16 protein-coding genes are annotated in these 17,600 nt (G+C 75.1%); 12 read left to right on the top strand and 4 right to left on the bottom strand.

The window, feature by feature from the left end:
• Positions 1 to 81: 81 nt before the first annotated feature.
• Entirely contained in the window at positions 82 to 1,062 is a 981-nt protein-coding gene (locus ACN260_RS24295) for a lytic polysaccharide monooxygenase auxiliary activity family 9 protein (protein ID WP_422753213.1), read from the top strand.
• 172 nt (positions 1,063 to 1,234) lie between these two features.
• Here the strand turns inward: ACN260_RS24295 and mgrA are convergent, their stop codons facing one another.
• Positions 1,235 to 2,224, bottom strand: a complete 990-nt coding sequence (gene mgrA / locus ACN260_RS24290) for an L-glyceraldehyde 3-phosphate reductase (protein WP_422753212.1) — start codon at positions 2,222 to 2,224, stop codon at positions 1,235 to 1,237.
• 164 nt (positions 2,225 to 2,388) lie between these two features.
• Between mgrA and ACN260_RS24285 the strand changes: the two genes are divergently transcribed.
• The 4 genes from ACN260_RS24285 to ACN260_RS24270 all read left to right on the top strand — a co-directional run bounded on the left by ACN260_RS24285 (position 2,389) and on the right by ACN260_RS24270 (position 6,962).
• Positions 2,389 to 2,886 (top strand): hemerythrin domain-containing protein, encoded by a 498-nt coding sequence (locus tag ACN260_RS24285; protein WP_422753211.1) that lies wholly within the window; start codon positions 2,389 to 2,391, stop codon positions 2,884 to 2,886.
• A gap of 65 nt (positions 2,887 to 2,951) precedes the next feature.
• Positions 2,952 to 4,442 (top strand): magnesium chelatase, encoded by a 1,491-nt coding sequence (locus ACN260_RS24280; RefSeq protein WP_422753210.1) that lies wholly within the window; start codon positions 2,952 to 2,954, stop codon positions 4,440 to 4,442.
• Between the two features lie 2 nt (positions 4,443 to 4,444).
• Positions 4,445 to 6,400 (top strand): VWA domain-containing protein, encoded by a 1,956-nt coding sequence (locus ACN260_RS24275; RefSeq protein WP_422753209.1) that lies wholly within the window; start codon positions 4,445 to 4,447, stop codon positions 6,398 to 6,400.
• An 82-nt stretch (positions 6,401 to 6,482) separates the two neighbouring features.
• On the top strand, positions 6,483 to 6,962 hold the full coding sequence (locus ACN260_RS24270) for a hypothetical protein (RefSeq protein ID WP_422753208.1): 480 nt from the start codon (positions 6,483 to 6,485) through the stop codon (positions 6,960 to 6,962).
• Here the strand turns inward: ACN260_RS24270 and ACN260_RS24265 are convergent.
• Complete coding sequence (locus ACN260_RS24265) at positions 6,927 to 7,979, bottom strand: GlxA family transcriptional regulator (RefSeq protein WP_422753207.1); 1,053 nt, start codon at positions 7,977 to 7,979, stop codon at positions 6,927 to 6,929. The genes ACN260_RS24270 and ACN260_RS24265 overlap by 36 nt on opposite strands.
• A 70-nt stretch (positions 7,980 to 8,049) precedes the next feature.
• Here ACN260_RS24265 and ACN260_RS24260 point away from each other — a divergent pair, with 70 nt between their 5' ends.
• Positions 8,050 to 9,348, top strand: a complete 1,299-nt coding sequence (locus tag ACN260_RS24260) for an MFS transporter (RefSeq protein WP_422753206.1) — start codon at positions 8,050 to 8,052, stop codon at positions 9,346 to 9,348.
• A 25-nt stretch (positions 9,349 to 9,373) separates the two neighbouring features.
• Here ACN260_RS24260 and ACN260_RS24255 read toward each other — a convergent pair whose 3' ends face one another.
• Together ACN260_RS24255 and ACN260_RS24250 are read right to left on the bottom strand one after the other, a co-directional pair.
• Positions 9,374 to 10,093 (bottom strand): RICIN domain-containing protein, encoded by a 720-nt coding sequence (locus ACN260_RS24255; RefSeq protein WP_422753205.1) that lies wholly within the window; start codon positions 10,091 to 10,093, stop codon positions 9,374 to 9,376.
• Between the two features lie 58 nt (positions 10,094 to 10,151).
• Entirely contained in the window at positions 10,152 to 10,436 is a 285-nt protein-coding gene (locus ACN260_RS24250) for a DUF427 domain-containing protein (RefSeq protein WP_422753204.1), read from the bottom strand.
• A gap of 191 nt (positions 10,437 to 10,627) precedes the next feature.
• Between ACN260_RS24250 and ACN260_RS24245 the strand changes: the two genes are divergently transcribed.
• From ACN260_RS24245 to ACN260_RS24220, 6 genes are all read left to right on the top strand, one after another.
• Positions 10,628 to 12,010, top strand: a complete 1,383-nt coding sequence (locus ACN260_RS24245) for an FAD-binding oxidoreductase (RefSeq protein WP_422753203.1) — start codon at positions 10,628 to 10,630, stop codon at positions 12,008 to 12,010.
• Entirely contained in the window at positions 12,007 to 13,344 is a 1,338-nt protein-coding gene (locus ACN260_RS24240; protein WP_422753202.1) for a class I SAM-dependent methyltransferase, read from the top strand. Before ACN260_RS24245 ends, ACN260_RS24240 begins: the two co-directional genes overlap by 4 nt.
• A gap of 219 nt (positions 13,345 to 13,563) precedes the next feature.
• Complete coding sequence (locus ACN260_RS24235; protein ID WP_422753201.1) at positions 13,564 to 14,454, top strand: S1C family serine protease; 891 nt, start codon at positions 13,564 to 13,566, stop codon at positions 14,452 to 14,454.
• Between the two features lie 71 nt (positions 14,455 to 14,525).
• A complete protein-coding gene (locus tag ACN260_RS24230) occupies positions 14,526 to 14,759 on the top strand; it encodes a zinc-ribbon domain-containing protein (protein WP_422753200.1) in 234 nt (77 codons plus the stop codon).
• Positions 14,760 to 15,005: 246 nt separating this feature from the next.
• The gene (locus ACN260_RS24225; protein WP_422753199.1) at positions 15,006 to 16,094 is read left to right on the top strand and encodes a hypothetical protein; all 1,089 of its coding nucleotides are present in this window, start codon (positions 15,006 to 15,008) and stop codon (positions 16,092 to 16,094) included.
• Positions 16,091 to 17,587 carry a hypothetical protein gene (locus ACN260_RS24220; RefSeq protein ID WP_422753198.1) on the top strand — a complete coding sequence of 499 codons (1,497 nt, stop codon included), beginning with the start codon at positions 16,091 to 16,093 and terminating at the stop codon, positions 17,585 to 17,587. The genes ACN260_RS24225 and ACN260_RS24220 overlap by 4 nt, the downstream gene beginning before the upstream one ends.
• The last annotated feature ends 13 nt before the right edge of the window (positions 17,588 to 17,600 follow it).

The following is a 17,600-nucleotide window of genomic DNA, read 5'->3' as shown; positions in this document are numbered from 1 at the left end:
GGCCCTCCGCCGCCGGCCCGCACGCCGTACTGTCGAACCTTTGCCCGCCCGCGTCCGTACCAAGGGCGGGAGGTCGACCAGATGACCGTACGCGCAACGTTCGCCGCCCTCGCGGTCGTGGCGGTGACCGTGCTGCTCGACGCGGCCCCTGCCGCCGCGCACGGCGCGCCGACGAGCCCGTTGAGCCGCTCGGCGGCCTGCGGCCCGGAGGGGCCGCACGTCTCGACGCCCGCCTGCCTGGCAGCGGTGTCGGCCGGCGCGGCGGTGCGCGAGTGGGACAACATCCGGGTGTACGGCGTCAACGGCCGGGACCGGCAGCGCATCCCGGACGGCGAGCTGTGCAGCGGCGGGCTGTCGGCCTACCGGGGGCTGGACCTGGCGCGGGCGGACTGGCCGGTGACCGAGTTGACCGCCGGTGCGAGGTACACGTTCCGCTACCGGGGCACCATCCCGCACAAGGGGACCTTCCGGCTCTACACGACCCGCACCGGGTACGACCCGCGTACCCCGCTGCGCTGGTCCGATCTCGACACGATCCCGTTCCTGTCGGTGACCGATCCGCCGCTGCGGGACGGGTCGTACCAGATCCCGGGGCGGCTGCCCGCCGGGTTGACCGGACGGCACGTGATCTACACGGTGTGGCAGAACTCCGATACTCCGGACACCTACTATTCCTGCTCGGACGTGCTGTTCCGCCCGGCGGACGGCGTGCTGGCGGCCACCCCGGCCGACCCGACCCCGGCCGCTGCCGACCCTGCCGCCACCGACCCGACGGCGACCGACCCGACCGGTGGCACGACGACCGACGCCGGCCCGGACCAGGCCGCCTCCGCCGGGGTGACTCCGGCCGGCGACGATGGCTCCGGGGAGGCGGGCGTACCGGTGGCGTCGGTGACCCAGGTCGGCGGCGGCAACCTCCGACTGGTGGTGGGCGCGGCGGTGGTGGTGACCGTGCTGCTGGTGGCGGTGGTGGCGACCCGGCTACGCCGCCCGGCACCCGTGCCGCCCGGCCGCCCCTGCGGCGTCCGCAACCACCGGGCCGGCCGCCGCCGCGTCTGGTGACTTTCGCCGCGCCGGCCCGCCCAGCAAGATCGACTTTGCCGCAAGATCGACGCGATTTCGGCCCAACAGCGGCATCACCCGGCCCGGATGGCGCAACTCCGGCCCAACAGCCCTGACCGGCCCGGCCCGGGCGGGCGGGGCGGGGCGGGGCGGGGCGGCGGGGCGGGGCCGGTCAGGCGAGGAGGCGGTCGATCTCGGTCAGGTCGTCGGGGGTGAGGTCGGGGTGGGCCAGGGCGGCGACGTTGCCCTCCAACTGGGCCACGCTGCTCGCCCCGATGATCAGGCTGGTCATCCGGGGGTCGCGCAGCGCCCAGGCGAGGGCGAGCTGGGCCAGCGTCCGTCCCCGCCGTTCGGCGACCCCGGCGAGGCCCCGCACGGTGGCGAGCCGCTCGTCGGTCAGGTCGCTCTCGTCGAGGAAGACGCTGGTGCGGACCCGGGAGTCGGCGGGGATGCCGTCGAGGTAGCGGTCGGTGAGCAGCCCCTGGGCCAGCGGGCTGTACGCGATACAGCCCGCCCCGACCTCGGCGAGCGTGTCGAGCAGCCCGTCGTCCTCGGTCCACCGGTTGACCATCGAGTATGACGGTTGGTTGATCAGCAGCGGGGTGCCCAGGTCACGCAGGATCGCGGCGGCCCGCCGGGTCTGCTCCGAGTCGTAGTTGGAGACGCCGACGTAGAGCGCCCGGCCGGACCGGACGATGGCGTCCAGCGCCCCCATCGTCTCCTCCAGCGGGGTGTCCGGGTCGAAGCGGTGGGAGTAGAAGATGTCGACGTAATCCAGCCCCATCCGGCGCAGCGACTGGTCCAGCGAGGAGATCAGGTACTTGCGGGAACCCCACTCGCCGTACGGGCCGGGCCACATCAGGTAGCCGGCCTTGCTGGAGACGACCAGTTCGTCCCGGTACGGCTTCAGGTCGGTGGCGAGCAGCCGGCCGAAGGCCTCCTCCGCCGCGCCGGGCGGCGGACCGTAGTTGTTGGCCAGGTCGAAGTGGGTGATGCCGAGGTCGAACGCGCGGCGGACGATATCCCGCTGCCGGTCGAACGGCCGGTCCGGGCCGAAGTTGTGCCACAGCCCGAGCGAGAGGGCGGGCAGCCGCAGGCCGCTGCGCCCACTGCGGCGGTAGGTCATCCGGTCGTAGCGGTCGTCCGCGGCGAGGTAGGTCATGATCTCGACCCTAGTGCGGCCGGGGAGGCCGCCGGCCGGGTGCCGGACAGCCCGGGGCGGGTCGGCTCCGCAGCCGGCCCGGCAGAACGGGCATGCCGTCCGGTCGGCCGGGGTACCTTCGGGCAGCGCCACCCGCCACCCGACATGGGGGAAGTGAACCGATCATGGACGACATCACCGCGCTGATCCTGGACGACCACGCCGCCTTCCGGCGCGGTTTCGCCCGCCTGGACGACGCCCGCGACGACGCCGAACTGCTCGCGGTCTGGGATGCGCTCGCCCTGCACCTGGACGTCCACGCCGAGGCGGAGGAGGCGATCCTCTACCCGCACCTGGTCCGGCACGGCGACGACGGCGAGGACGAGACCGCCGACGCGATCGGTGACCACAACAAGATCCGCGATGCGATCGCCGAGTCGAAGCGGCATCCGGTCGGCTCCGACGAGTGGTGGGCGGCGGTGTGGCAGGCCCGACGGGAGAACAGCGAACACCTCGCCGAGGAGGAGGACGAGGCGTTGCCGGACTTCCGCCGCCACGCCTCCGTCGAGCTGCGGGCCGAGTTGGGCGCCCGCTGGCTGACCTTCTACGGCGAGCACAAGTCCGGCCGCAATCTGCGCTTCGCCGACAAGGACCCGCAGCGGTACGTCGCCGAACACCGCTGACGGCCGGGCCGACGAAGGCCGACGAAGGCAACCGCCGGTCACCCGACCGCGCTAGCGTAGGTCGGGTGACTGCGCCCAACCAGGCTCTCCCGGTCCCGCCCGCCGACCTGCCGGGCACCCTCGGCGCACTGCGCGCCGCCGGACACCGGTACCAGACCGTCAAGCAGGAACTCCGCCACAACCTCCTGGCCCGGATGCGCTCCGGCGAGGACCGTTTCCCCGGCATCGTCGGCTACGACGACAGCGTGCTGCCCGAGGTCGAGCGGGCGTTGCTCGCCGGCCACGACATGGTGCTGCTCGGCGAACGCGGCCAGGGCAAGACCCGACTCATCCGTTCGCTGGTGGCGCTGCTCGACGAGTGGACCCCGGTGCTACCCGGCTCGGTACTCAACGAGCACCCCCTGCACCCGCTCACCCCGGCCTCCCGCGCGCTGGTCGCCGAGGCCGGCGACGACCTGCCGGTCGGCTGGCTGCACCGCTCGATGCGGTACGGCGAGAAGCTGGCCACCCCGGACACCAGCGTCGGTGACCTGATCGGCGACGTGGATCCGATCCGGCTGGCCCAGGGGCGCACCCTCGGCGACCCGGAGACCATCCACTTCGGGCTCGTGCCGCGCACCAACCGGGGGATCTTCGCCGTCAACGAGCTGCCCGACCTGGCCGAACGCATCCAGGTGGCGCTGCTCAACGTGCTGGAGGAGCGGGACATCCAGGTCCGCGGCTACCAGCTCCGGCTGCCGCTCGACCTGTTCCTGGTGGCCAGCGCCAACCCGGAGGACTACACCAACCGGGGCCGGATCATCACCCCGCTCAAGGACCGGTTCGGTGCGGAGGTCCGTACCCACTACCCGGTCGACCTGGAGCTGGAGCTGGCGCTGATCCGGCAGGAGGCCGACCTGGTCGCCGAGGTGCCGGAGCACGTGCTGGAGGTGCTGGCCCGGTTCGCCCGCGCGGTGCGCGAGTCGTCGTCGGTGGACCCGCGCTCCGGGGTCTCCGCCCGGTTCGCCATCGCCGCCGCCGAGACCGTCGCCGCCGCCGCGCTGCGCCGCGCCGGCCTGCTCGCCGGCCCCGCCGGCCCCCGGACCGGGCCGTCCGCCGGCACCGCACCGGACGACGCCCCGGCACGGCCGGAGGCGCCGGTCGCCCGGGTCGGCGACGCGGTGTCGGTGACCTCGACGTTGCGCGGCAAGGTGGAGTTCGAGAGCGGTGAGGAGGGGCGGGAGACCGAGATCCTGGCGCACCTGCTGCGCACCGCCACGGCCGAGACGTTCCGGGCCCGGCTGGCCGGGCTGGACCTCTCCGGGTTCACCGCGCTGGTCGCCGAGGGGGCGGTGATCGAGACCGGTGAGCTGGTCGCCTCGGCGGAACTGTTGCGCCAGGTCGGCACCGTACCGGGGCTGGCCAAGGCGCTGGACCGGTTGGGGCTGGGCGACGCGCCCACCCCGGAGCAGGCCGCCGCCGGGGTCGAGTTCGTGCTGGAGGGGCTGCACCTGACCCGCCGGCTCGGCAAGGACGTCACCGAGTCGGGCCGTACCGTCTACGGCGGTCGGAGCTGAGGATGGCCGGCAACCGGTTCCGGTACGGCCAGTGGCAGGGCGGCCCCGACCCGCTCGCCCCGCCGTACGACGTGCGTGCCGCCGTCGACTCCGTCGGGGCGGAGGTGCTGGCCGGCGGCAGCCTCCGGGAGGCGCTGCGCGACCTGCTGCGCCGGGGCCCGAACAACCGGGGCGGCCTGGACGACCTGGCCGCCCGCGCCCGCCGGCTGCGGCGGGAGGCGCTGCGCCGGGGCGACCTGGACGGCGCGGTGACCCGGTCCCGGGCGCTGCTCGACCAGGCCCTCGCGGCGGAACGGGACGCGCTGCGCGGGCGTACCGACGACGACGCCCGGTTCGCCGAGACGGTGCTGGACAACCTGCCCCGTTCCACCGCCCGCGCGGTGCAGGAGCTGGCCGGGTACCGGTGGAGCAGCGACGAGGCCCGGCAGGCGTACCAGCGGATCCTCGACGGGCTGCGCGGCGAGGTGCTGGAGCAGCGGTTCGCCGGGCTGCGCGACGCGGCGCGGGCCGCCGGTGACCCGGCCGTGCAGGCGCAGCTCGCCGAGATGATGCGGGACCTCAACGACCTGCTGGCCCGGCACGCCCGCGCGGAGGACACCACCGACGCGTTCGCCGAGTTCATGCGCCGGCACGGCGAGTTCTTCCCGGAGCAGCCGCGCACCGTCGACGAGCTGGTCGACGTGCTGGCCCGCCGGGCGGCTGCCGGTGAGCGGCTGATGCGGTCGCTGTCCGACCGGCAGCGTGAGGAGCTGGCCGGGCTGATGCGGCAGTCGCTCGGTGACCGGCTCGCCGGTGAGCTGTCCGCGCTCGACGACCACCTGCGGGCGCTGCGCCCCGACCTGAACTGGCAGCGCGGTGAGCGGGTCCGGGGCGACCGGCCGCTCGGCTACGGCGAGGCCACCGGGGCGCTGGACGAGATCGCCGAGCTGGACGAGCTGCTCGACTCCCTCGACCAGGAGCACCCGGGGGCCACCCTGGACGACGTGGACGTCGACGCGGTCGCCCGGACGCTGGGCCGCGACGCCGCCGACGACGTACGCCGGTTGCGGGAGCTGGAGCGGGAGCTGCGCCGGCAGGGCTGGGTGACCCGGGACGCCGACGGCCTGACGCTCAGCCCGAAGGCGCTGCGCCGACTCGCCGGCACCGCGCTGCGCCGGGTCTTCGCCGACCTCACCGCCGGCCCGCGCGGCCAGCACGACCTGCGTACGGCCGGGGCCGCCGGCGAGGTCAGCGGGGCCTCCCGGCAGTGGGGGTACGGCGACGAGCAGCCCTTGGACGTGGTGCGCACGCTCACCCGGGCGGTGCGTCGGGCCGGCCCCACCGTGCCGCTGCAACTCGCCGTCGAGGACTTCGAGGTGGTGGAGACGGAACGGCGGGCGTCGGCGGCGGTGGCGCTGTGCGTGGACCTGTCGTACTCGATGGTGTCGCAGGGGCGGTGGGGGCCGATGAAGCAGACGGCGCTGGCGCTGTCGCACCTGATGGCGACCCGGTTCCCGCAGGACGCGTTGCAGATCGTCGGGTTCGGCCTGGAGGCGGTGCCGTTGACCCAGCAGGAGTTGGCGGCGGTGGAGCCGGACATGCGGCAGGGCACCAACCTCCAGCACGCGCTGCGGCTGGCCGGTCGGCACCTGCGGCGGCATCCGGGGGCCGAGCCGGTGGTGCTGGTGGTCACCGACGGCGAGCCGACCGCCCACCTCGACCCGGACGACGGTGCGGCGTACTTCCACTGGCCGTCGTTGCCGGAGACGGTCGAGGCGACCATCCACGAGGTGGACCGGCTGGCCCGGGCCGGGGTCACGCTCAATCTCTTCCTGCTCGGTGAGGACCCGGGCCTGCGCCGGTTCATGGACGCGGTGGCCCGCCGTTCCCGGGGCCGCCTGTTCACCCCCGACCTGGGTGACCTGGGCGAGTACGTGGTTTCCGACTACCTCCGTTCCCGCCGCGCCTCCGGGCGCTGACCGCGCCCGGCCGGTGGGGATCGGGCCGCCCGTCCGGGTGATCCGGGCGGCACAACCGTCCACCCGCCCCGGTGGTACGGGGTTGACTGGGCGTGTGGAGCTGCGCGGGGTCTACCGGAGCCTGCTCGCCGAGGTCGAGGCGGGCGGGTTCCGGCCGGCCCCGCCGGGCGGGTGGGACGCGGAGCGGATCGTGGCGCACCTGATCACCAACGACGAGCTGATGAGCGAGGCGACCGAGGCGGTGCTGGCCGGGACGCCGTTCGCCTACTACGACCTGACCGGGGTGCACCGGCCAGAGTTGGACGCGCTGGTCGCCGAGTGTGGCGGGCTGCCCGGCCTGGCCACCCTGCTGCGCGCCACCAGCGGCCGGCTCTGCGGCCTGGTGGACCGGCTCGGCCCGGCGGCCGACACCCCGGTCGATACGCACCTGCGGGAGGGTTTCGACCTGGTCGTCGACGAGCCGCTGCCCTGGTCCCGCACCCTCGACCTGCACGCCCGGGTGCACCTGCCCCGGCACCTGGCGCAGCTACGGATGCTCCGCGACCAGCCGCAGCCCGCCTGACTCCGTCCCGGACGGTCCGGCGGCTGGACCGGACGGCCCGGCGGCGGGGATGCGGCGGAAGGTGCGCCGGTAGGCCGAGGGGGAGACGCCGATCCGGGTGTTCAGGTGTTGGCGCAGGGCGGCGGTGGTGCCGAAACCCGCCCGCCGGGCCACCTGGTCGATGGCCAGGTCGGTGGTCTCCAGCAGCAGCCGGGCGTGGTCGGTGCGCTGCTGGAGCAGCCACTGCGCCGGGCTCAGCCCGGTCTCGGAGCGGAAGTGCCGGGTGAAGGTGCGCACGCTCATCCGGGCGTGGGCGGCCAGTTCCCGCAGGGCGACCGGCTCGTGCAGCCGCTGCCGGGCCCACTCCCGGGTGGCGGCGGTGCCGCTGGCCGGGGTGCGCGGCACGGGCCGTTCGATGTACTGGGCCTGGCCGCCGTCGCGCCAGGGTGGCACCACGCACCGCCGGGCCGCCCGGTTGGCCACCTCGCTGCCGTGGTCGCCGCGCACGACGTGCAGGCACAGGTCGATTCCGGCGGCCACCCCGGCCGAGGTGAGCACCCGACCGGAGTCGATGAACAGCACGTCCGGGTCGAGGTCGACCTGCGGGTACAGCCGGCGGAACCGGTCGGTGTGCGCCCAGTGGGTGGTGGCCCGGTGCCCGTCGAGCAGCCCGGCGGCGGCCAGCGCGAACGCGCCCGTGCAGATCGACATGATCCGTGCGCCCCGGCGGTGGGCGTCGCGTAGCGCGCCGGAGACCGCCGGGTCGATCGTGCCGTCGGTCATCGGTGGGCCGCCGTGCAGGCCGGGCACCACCACCGTGTCGACGGTGGCCAGCAGGTCGAGCCCGTGGTCGGGGAGGACCCGGAAACCGGCGGAGCTGCGGACCGGGCGACCGCCCGGGGTGCAGGTGTCGACGGCGTAGAGCGGGCGTCGGTCGGCGGTGCGGGCGGCCCCGAAGACCTGGGCCGGGGTGCCCAGGTCGAGGCCGACCACGCCGTCGAGGGCGAGCACGCCGATCCGGTGCGGCCTGATGGTCATGGCCCGATTATTGCGCACCATGGCTTTCCGGCCACTCGTCGCCCGCCGGGGCGTACCCGAGACTCGGAGCGTGACCCGAGCCCGTCGTCTCCACCCGGCCTGGACCGTGGCCGCCGTCGCCTTCGTCGCGCTGGTCGGCGCGGCCGGCTTCCGCGCCACCCCGTCGGTGCTGCTGCACCCGCTGCACGCCGAGTTCCGCTGGCCGCTGGCCACCATCTCCGCCGCCGTCTCGGTCAACCTGCTGCTCTACGGCCTGACCGCACCGTTCGCCGCCGCCCTGATGGACCGCTTCGGCATCCGCCGGGTGGTGGCCGGCGCGCTGGCGCTGGTGGCGCTCGGCAGCGGCCTGACCGTCTTCATGACGGCGAGCTGGCAACTCATCCTCTGCTGGGGCGTCCTGGTCGGGCTGGGCACCGGGTCGATGGCGCTGGCGTTCGTCGCCACCGTCACCGGGCGCTGGTTCGTCCACCGCCGGGGGCTGGTCACCGGGGTGCTCACCGCCGGTGGGGCCGCCGGTCAACTGGTCTTCCTGCCGCTGCTCGCGGTGCTGGTCCGCGACCACGGCTGGCGTACGGCCGCGCTGGTGGTGGCCGGGGCGGCGCTCGCGGTCGTCCCGCTGGTGGCCCGGTGGCTGCGGGAACACCCGGCGGATCTCGGGCTGCCCGCCTACGGCGCGACTGCGGTGACGCCCCGGCCGCCGTCGGCCGGCGGGGCCGCCGCGCGGGCGGTGGCCGCGTTCACCGCCGCCGCCCGGACCCGCCCGTTCTGGCTGCTCGCCGGCGGCTTCGCGATCTGCGGGGCGACCACCAACGGCCTGGTCGGCACCCACTTCGTGCCGGCCGCCCACGACCACGGCATGCCGCAGACCACGGCGGCGGGCCTGCTCGCCCTGGTCGGGCTCTTCGACATCGTCGGCGTCGTCGCCTCGGGCTGGCTCACCGACCGGATGGACAGCCGGCTGCTGCTGGCCGGCTACTACGGGCTGCGCGGGCTGTCGCTGTTGCTGCTGCCGGCCCTGTTCACCGGCGGCGCCGGGCCGAGCATGCTGGTCTTCGTCGTCTTCTACGGCCTGGACTGGGTGGCCACCGTGCCGCCGACGGTGGCGCTGTGCCGGGAGTACTTCGGCGACTCGGCGGCGGTGGTCTTCGGTTGGGTCTTCGCCGCACACCAGTTCGGGGCGGCGTTCGCGGCGACCGCCGCCGGCCTGGTCCGCGACCGGCTCGGTGACTACGCGCCGGCCTGGTACGCGGCCGGGGCGCTGTCCATCGGCGCCGGGCTGCTGTCGCTGCTGCTGCGCCGTCGGCGCGCGGCACCGGTGCCGGTCCTGACGCCGGTCCGGCCCGCCGGGGCCTGGAGCTACCGGGGCTGACCGGCCCCCCGCCTGCCGGACGTGCTCAGCCGAGGGTCCACTGCTGGCCGGCGGCGGCGGTGCAGGTGGCCTGCACCAGGTCGTCGCCGGCGGCCGTACCGTCGTCGCGGACCTGCGCGCACTTGCCCGACCCGACGCCGACCAGCAGGACCGGGCCGGTGCCGACCGGGGTCACCCGCCACTGCTGGTTGGCCTGGCCGTGGCAGCCGAACTGCTGGAGCCGCGCGCCGTCGTCGCTGCTGCCGCTGTCGACGTCGAGGCACTGGCCGTGCCCGGCGTTGGTGAGCGTCACCAGGTCGGGCGCGACCGGGTTGGCGACCCACTGCTGCTCCGCGCCGCCGGTGCAGACGGCCAGTTCGGCGGTGGCCGTCTCGCCCGCGCCGTCGGTGCCGACGCAGAGGCCGGAGGTGACCGCCCGCAACACGAGCGGCCCGGTGACCGTGGCCGGGGTGGTGGGCGGCGGGGTCGGGCTGGGCGGCGGCGTGGTCGCGGCCGGCGGGCTGGTCGTCGGGGCCGCCGGGGTCGGGGCGGCCGGGGTCGGCGCGGCGGCGGCCGGCACCACCGGCGGCCGGGAGTCGCCGCCGCCGAGCACACCCGTGGCGAAGAAGACCCCCAGCAGTACGCCCGCCAGGCCGGCGGCCAGCGCGAACCGCATCAGCGGATCGGCGGGCAGCCCGGGGCGGGCCGCCCGCCGGGCCCCGTACACGGTGCCGGACGGATCGTGGTGGGGATCGGGGACGGCCATGCCAGCATGGTGACCCACCGGGCGGGCCGACGGCCAGTCGGCCCGCGGGCCGGCGAGGTCAGTCGACGACCCGGACGTCCTTCCAGAACGCCACCCGGTCGCGGACCTGCTCCGCCTCGGGCTTCGGGTCGGGGTAGTACCAGACGGCGTCGGCGCTCGTGCGCTCACCGTCGGTGAGGGAGTAGTAGGAGGCGGTGCCCTTCCAGGGGCAGACCGTGTGCGTCGCCGACTCGGTGATCAGGTCGTCGCGCAGGGTGCTTCGGGGGAAGTAGTGGTTGCCCTCCACCAGGACGGTGTCGTCGCTCTCGGCCACGACCTGGTCGTTCCACACGGCTTTCGGCATGTCATCACGCTACGCCCCCGGCGGGCACCGGTCGCGGGCCCCTCGTGGACCGTCCGCCCCGTCGGTGCCGGGCGGGGTGCGCCGGCCTGCCGACCAGGCCGGCGACGACGCTTCCGGAGAGGTTGCCGGCTGATCCGAAACGGTCAGCGATGCGGTCCCCCTGGACGGCGCTTCGCGCGTAAGGTGATCTCATGCGCGCGCTGCGTGATCATGAGCTGGCGGTGGACGCGTTGCGACGGTCGTACGCCGCCGTGCCCCCCGGCCACCCCGTACGGCTGGCCAAACGCACCTCCAACCTGTTCCGTCCCCGGTCGGCCACCGGCGCCCCCGGCCTCGACGTCAGCGGCCTCGACGGCGTCCTGTCGGTCGACCCGGTGGCCCGCACCGCCGACGTGCAGGGCATGTGCACCTACGAGGACCTGGTCGACGCGACCCTCCCGTACGGGCTGATGCCGTTGGTCGTGCCGCAGTTGCGCACGATCACCCTGGGCGGCGCGGTCACCGGGCTGGGCATCGAGTCGACGTCGTTCCGCAACGGGCTCCCGCACGAGTCGGTCATCGAGCTGGACGTCCTCACCGGCGCGGGGGAGATCGTCACCGCCCGCCCGGACGGCCCGGACGCCGAGCTGTTCGCCGCCTTCCCCAACTCGCTGGGCAGCCTCGGGTACGCCACCCGGCTGCGCATCGAACTCCAACCGGTCGGGCGGGCGGTGGCCCTGCGCAACGTCCGGTTCACCCGGCTGGAGGAGTTGACCGCCGCCGTCGCCGACGTGGTCGCCAAGGGCGAGTGGGAGGGCCGGCCGGTCGACGCGATGGACGGCGTCATGTTCAGCCCCGGCGAGTCCTACCTGGTGCTCGGCTCGTTCACCGACGAGCCCGAGCGGCCCAGCGACTACACCGGCCAGGACATCTACTACCGCTCGCTGCGCCGTCGGGTGCGCGACACCCTCACCGCCCACGACTACCTGTGGCGGTGGGACACCGACTGGTTCTGGTGCTCGGCCGCGTTCGGGGTGCAGCACCCGGTGGTACGCCGGCTCTGGCCGGCCCGCTGGCGGCGCAGCGACGTCTACCACCGGCTGGTCCGGCTGGAACACCGCCACCAGGTGGCCGCCCGGGTGGACCGGTGGCGTGGCCGACCGGCCCGGGAACGCGTCGTGCAGGACGTCGAGATCCCGCTGGACGGCACGGCCGACTTCCTACGCTGGTTCGACCGGAACGTGGGGATGACCCCGGTGTGGCTGTGCCCGCTGCGGCTGCGCGAGCCCGACGGCCCCGGCTCCGCCCGCGCCTGGCCGCTGTATCCGCTACGCCCCGGCCAGACGTACGTCAACATCGGATTCTGGGGCAGTGTGCCGATCGCGGAGGGTGCCGCGGACGGCGAGGTGAACCGCTCCATCGAGCGGATGGTGTCGGAGTTCGGCGGACACAAGTCGCTCTACTCCGACGCGTACTACGACCGGGCGGCCTTCGACCGGCTCTACGGCGGGGAGACCTGGCGTGCCGTGAAGGACCGCTACGACCCGGACCATCGGCTCACCGGACTCTACGAGAAGGCGGTTGCACGAGAATGAGCCTGACCGACCGAGAACAGGGGGCGGCGAGCGCCCCGGCCAGCCCGCCGACGGGGGGTCGTGGGGCACCTACCGTCGCCGACGTCGTCCGCGCGGTCACCACGCGGGACCTGCCGGTCCGCATCACCGGCTACGACGGCAGCGCGATCGGCCCGGCCGACGCCGGGATCACCCTCGACATCCGCTCCGAGCGGGGGCTGTCCTACCTGCTCACCGCCCCGGGCGACCTGGGCATGGCACGGGCCTACGTCAGCGGCGACCTCGGGCTCGGCGGGGTGCACCCCGGCGACCCGTACGAGGCCCTGCGGGTGCTGACGGACCTGCGGCTGCGCATCCCCTCGCTGGCCGAGGGGCTGGCCCTGGTGCGTGGGCTCGGCTGGGAGCGGCTGCGGCCCCCGCCGGCCCCGCCACAGGAGGCGCTGCCCCGCTGGCGGCGGGTGATGGGCGGGCTGCGGCACTCCCGCAGCCGGGACAGCACCGCCATCTCGCACCACTACGACGTGTCCAACGCCTTCTACGAGAAGGTGCTCGGCGACTCGATGACGTACACCTGCGCGGTCTACCACAGCCCGACCGACACCCTGGAGCAGGCCCAGTCGGCCAAGTACGACCTGGTCGCCGGCAAGCTGGCGCTCCAGCCGGGGATGCGCCTGCTCGACGTGGGCTGCGGCTGGGGCGGCATGGTCCGGCACGCGGCCCGCGAGTACGGCGTCAAGGCGCTCGGGGTGACCCTGTCCCGGGCGCAGGCGCAGTGGGCGCAGGAGGCCATCGCCCGGGAGGGGCTGACCGGGCTGGCCGAGGTGCGTCACCTCGACTACCGCGACGCCCCCCGCGAGCAGTTCGACGCGATCTCCTCGATCGGGCTGACCGAGCACATCGGGGTACGCAACTATCCGGCGTACTTCCGGGCGCTGCGGGAACGGCTGCGTCCCGGCGGCCGGTTGCTCAACCACTGCATCACCCGGGCCGACAACCGGGCCCCGCACCGGTCCGGCGCGTTCATCGACCGCTACGTCTTCCCCGACGGGGAGTTGGCCGGGCCGGGCCGCCTGATCAGCGAGGTGCACGACGCCGGGTTCGAGGTGCACCACGAGGAGAACCTGCGGCAGCACTACGCGTCGACGCTGGCCGCCTGGTGCCGCAACCTCGTGGCGAACTGGGACTTCTGCGTCGACGAGGTGGGCCTGGGCACCGCCCGGGTCTGGGGTCTCTACATGGCCGGGTCGCGGTTGGCCTTCGAACGCAACGGCATCCAGCTGCACCAGGTGCTGGCCACCCGCAACGGTCCGGACGGCGTGAACGGCTACCCGCTGCGACCGAACTGGACGCCCTGACCGCAGCGCTGCACCACATCGACGAGAGCCGCGCCACCGGGGTGCGGCTCTCGTCGTCCACCGACCTGTCGACGTCGTCAGCCCCGGCGGGACGTCGGGTGGCGGCTGCCGACCGGGCGATGCATTTGTGCCTCCGCACGGCGGACGCACAGGCACGCCACAAGAAGACCCCAGTCCGGCGCGGCACGGTAGCTCCATCGCCGTACCGAGGAGGCCCCCATGCCGCGCCCCGACACCATGCCGCACCCGACGCCCACCGTCCCGGCCGCCGAGACTGCGCCCCCGTCGTCGCCCCCGCCCCCGTCGTCGCTCCCGCCCTGGTCGCCGACGCCCCCGCCACCATCGACGCCCCCGTCGCCCCCGTCATCGGCGCGCTGGCGTCGACGGCTGGTGGCCGCCGGAACGGCAGTGGTGCTGATGGTCGCGGGCGGCGGCACCGGGGCGCTGGTCGTGGACCGGTTCGTCGACCCGGGGCGGGTCGTCACCGGTACGACGGCCGTCACCCCGGTCGCCACCACCATCGACTCCCTCGCCACGGTGGTCACCGTCGTCTCGCCGAGCATCGTCACCGTCGAGGTGACCGGGGCGCGGGAGTCCAGCCTCGGGTCCGGCGTCGTCCTCGACACCGACGGCCTCGTCCTGACCAACCAGCACGTGGTGGACTCCGGCGGCCGGGTCACGGTGACCCTCGCCGACGGCCGTACCGCCCCGGCGACCGTGGTCGCCCAGGACGCCACCGCGGACGTGGCACTGCTGCGGGCGACCGGGTTGACCGGGCTCACCCCGGCGACCCTGGGCAGCGACACCACCCTGACCGTCGGGGACACCGTCCTGGCGTTCGGCAGCCCGCTCGGGCTGGCCGGGACGGTCACCTCCGGGATCGTGTCGGCCCTGGACCGGTCGGTGGACGGCCTGACCGGGCTGGTACAGACCGACGCGGCGATCAACCACGGCAACTCCGGCGGCGCGCTGGTCGACACCGCCGGGCGGGTGGTGGGCATCAACGTCGCCATCGCCACCACCGGCGAGGACGAGGGCAGCGTGGGCCTCGGGTTCGCCATTCCGGTGGACACCGTCCGCGAGGTCGTGGCCCGGCTGACCGCGAGCTGACCCGGCACGGTACGGCGGGCGGAATTCTCCGTCCGGGGTTCCCGGGGCGTCGGGCTGGGTACTGCCGGGCGATGTTCCTCATCTTCGGACTCCGCACCAGGGTCACCCGGTCGGGGGTGGTGACCGCCGTCTGCCGGCACTGCGGCAACCAGGCCGCACAGGTGATCAGCCGCCGGTCGACGAAGTTCACCCTGTTCTTCGTTCCGCTGATCCCGGTCCGGACGAGGTACGTGCGGCAGTGCTCGTTCTGCGGGGCCGAATCCGTCGTCGACGCCGACGCGGCCCGTCGCCTCCCGGTCGGCTGACCGTGGCCCGTTTCCTCTGCTGGCTGATCGGCCGCCCACCGGGTCCGCCGACCGCGCCGGTGCACACCGCCTCCCGCCCGCCCTGCACCCCCGGTCGTCGCCCGTCGCGCCGCCGCCACCGGCCGACCGCCGGCGCCCGTTCCCCCCGTTCGCCCTGGAACCGGTCCGCCGGCCGCTGACCCGGCCGCCCCGCAGTGGGCGTCGGCTGCCGGCCGGGGCCGGTCGGGGCGGCTATCGTGGCCTGTCGTGACGAGCACCGCACAACGCCTGGCCGCGATCCGGGGCGACGTGCCCCCGAAACGGCACAACGCCCGGACCATCGCCGCGCTCACCGGAAACCCCGGCTGCGCCCGCCGGGCCGTGCTGGACGGGGCCGGGGTGGACAAGTCGGCGCTCGCGCAGCGGGTCGGCTTCCCCGCCCGGTTCGGCCAGTCCCGGTTCGCCATCACCCGGGGCAACGCCTTCGAGGCACAGGTCAAGGCCGACGGCGGGGCGGAGCTGCTGCGGCTGGTCGCGCAGCGGCTGGGCGTACCGGTGCCGCAGCGGGCGAGCTGGACGGACCTGGGCGGCGCGGACGACCTGCCCGACCGGCGGGAACGCTCGCGGGCCGCGTTGACCGCCACCGGGCCGGACGCGGCACTGTTCGACCATCCGCTGCTCGGCCTGGACGTGGCCGGCCAGCGGGTGCACCTGGAACCGGACCTGGTCGCCGCCCGGCTCGGCGGCCGGTTCCACGTGGTGGAGATCAAGTCGTTCCCGGTGATCGACGGGCAGGCCGACCCGGCGAAGGTGTCCGCCGCCGCCGTCCAGTCCGCCGTCTACGTGCTGGCGCTGCGCGACCTGCTCGCCGCCGAGGGGCGGGACCCGGAGTCGGTGTCGCACGACGTGGTGCTGGTCTGCCCGCGTGACTTCGCCAACCAGCCGGTGGCCAGCCTGATCGACGTCCGCAAGCAACTGCTGGTGCTGCGCCGCCAACTGGACCGGATGGCCCGGCTGGACGACCTGCTCGCCGCCGTGCCGGCCGGGTTCACCGTCGACCCGGCCGTCGACCCGGTGGCGCTGACCGCCGCGCTGCACACCGTGCCGGCCCGGTACGCGCCGGACTGCCTGGCCGGCTGCGAGCTGGCGTACTTCTGCCGGGACGAGGCGCGCGGGCAGACCGGGGCGTTGGGCCGGCCGGTGCGGGAGGCGCTGGGCGGCATCGCCGAGGTGGCCGAGGTGCTGGCGCTGGCGGCCGGCGGGCGGGCCGCCGACCCGGAGCGGGAGGAGGCCGCCGCGCTGCTGCGGGCCGCCGCCCGGCTGCGCGCCGACGCCCTCGCCGGCCACCCGGCATGAGTACGCTGCGCGCGCTGGCGAAGGCGCAGGCGCTCGCCGCCGGGGTGGCCCAGCCGGTCGCCACCGTCCGGCACCTGCACCTGGCGCAGCGCCCGCTGGTGCTGGTGCCGCTGGCGATGGCCGGTGAGGCGCACGCCCCGCTCGCCGCGCTGTTCGGCACCGCCCCCGACGACGCCCGGCTGCTGGTCGTGCCGCAGCCCCGCAACCGGGACCAGCGGTTCCGGTTCGTCACCGAGCTGGCCGCGACCGTGCTGCCCTGGCTCGACGGCTTCCGGGGTGTCTCGGAGGCGGTGGCCGTCGACCGGGGCCGCGACGTGCGCTACCGGTACGCCGACGCCCCGCAGCTGTGGGTGCCGAACCCGGCCGGGATCACCTTCCTACGGCTGCTGGGCCGCTCCACCCGGTTCCGCCGTCCCGACGGCGAGTATCCGGTGCACCCGGCCGTCCCGCTGCTCGGCCGCTGGCTGACGTTCTTCGCCGAGCGGGCCGAGCAGCCCGGCTCGTCGGCGCTGCTGGCGATGACCGACGCGTTGACCCTGCACTGGGCGACCGGGCAGAGCGCGGTGGAGGACCAGCACCTGCCGGCGCTGCTCGGCTGGATCGACCCGCCGGCCGGCTCGACCGGTGTCGAGGCCGCCGCGCGGGCCGAGGACCCGCAGGTGTGCCCGCCGGCCGGCCCGGCCACCGACCCGGAGTTCGACAACGTGACGCTCGCCCCGGTGATGGCGGCCTGGGCGGCGGCCGACGACGACCCGGCCGCCCGCGACGAGGCGTACGCGGAGCTGGTGCGGTTGCTGCGCGGGCAGCTCGCGCCCACCTGGGAGCTGATGTGGCGCGGCCTGGGGCTGCTCGAAGGGCTGCCGCCCGGTGCCCGGGTGGCGGGCCGCTGGGCCGGCGACCGGGACGCCTTCACCGGCTACGCCGAGCACCTCGACGCCGACGGCGGGCCGCAGCCCCGGCACGATGGCGCGGTCGCGGCGGCGGTCCGGCTGCACCGGCTGGAACGCGCCGCGACCAGCTACGCCGTGCAGCGCGCCTACGACGACCCGCTGGTGATGGCCGAGCACCGGCTGGTCGGGGAGGCGTTCGTCGCCGACGTGACCCTGGCCGACCCGGGGCGGGTGGACGACAGCGGCAGGCGGCCGGTGCTGCGGCCGAGGATCCAGGTGGTGACCACCGAACCGGTGCGGACGCCGGTCGGGGCGACCCTGTGGTCGACGGCGCGGCCGGCCCAGAAGGCGAAGGTGGTCTTCGTGACCCCGGCGGCGGACGGCCGGACCGAGGTGGTGCTGGAGCTGTCGGGCGGGATGGGACGGGGGCTGACCGCGCCGCCGGGCAGCGTGCCGCAGGTGGGGGAGCGGCTCTGCCTGACCACGCTGTCGGAGGCGTACCTGCCCGCCGGGACGTTCCCCACGGCCGAGGAGACACCGTGGACGCACGGGGGACCGCCGACCAGCGAACTACCCGAGGCCCTGTCCTCAGTGGTCGGATAGCCGACCCGGTGAG

Origin of the sequence: Micromonospora sp. WMMD708 (assembly GCF_049315245.1) — a bacterium.
Lineage (GTDB): Bacteria > Actinomycetota > Actinomycetes > Mycobacteriales > Micromonosporaceae > Micromonospora > Micromonospora wenchangensis.
Note: the sequence above shows the minus strand (reverse complement) of the source record. Positions and strands in the feature narration are given on the sequence as shown.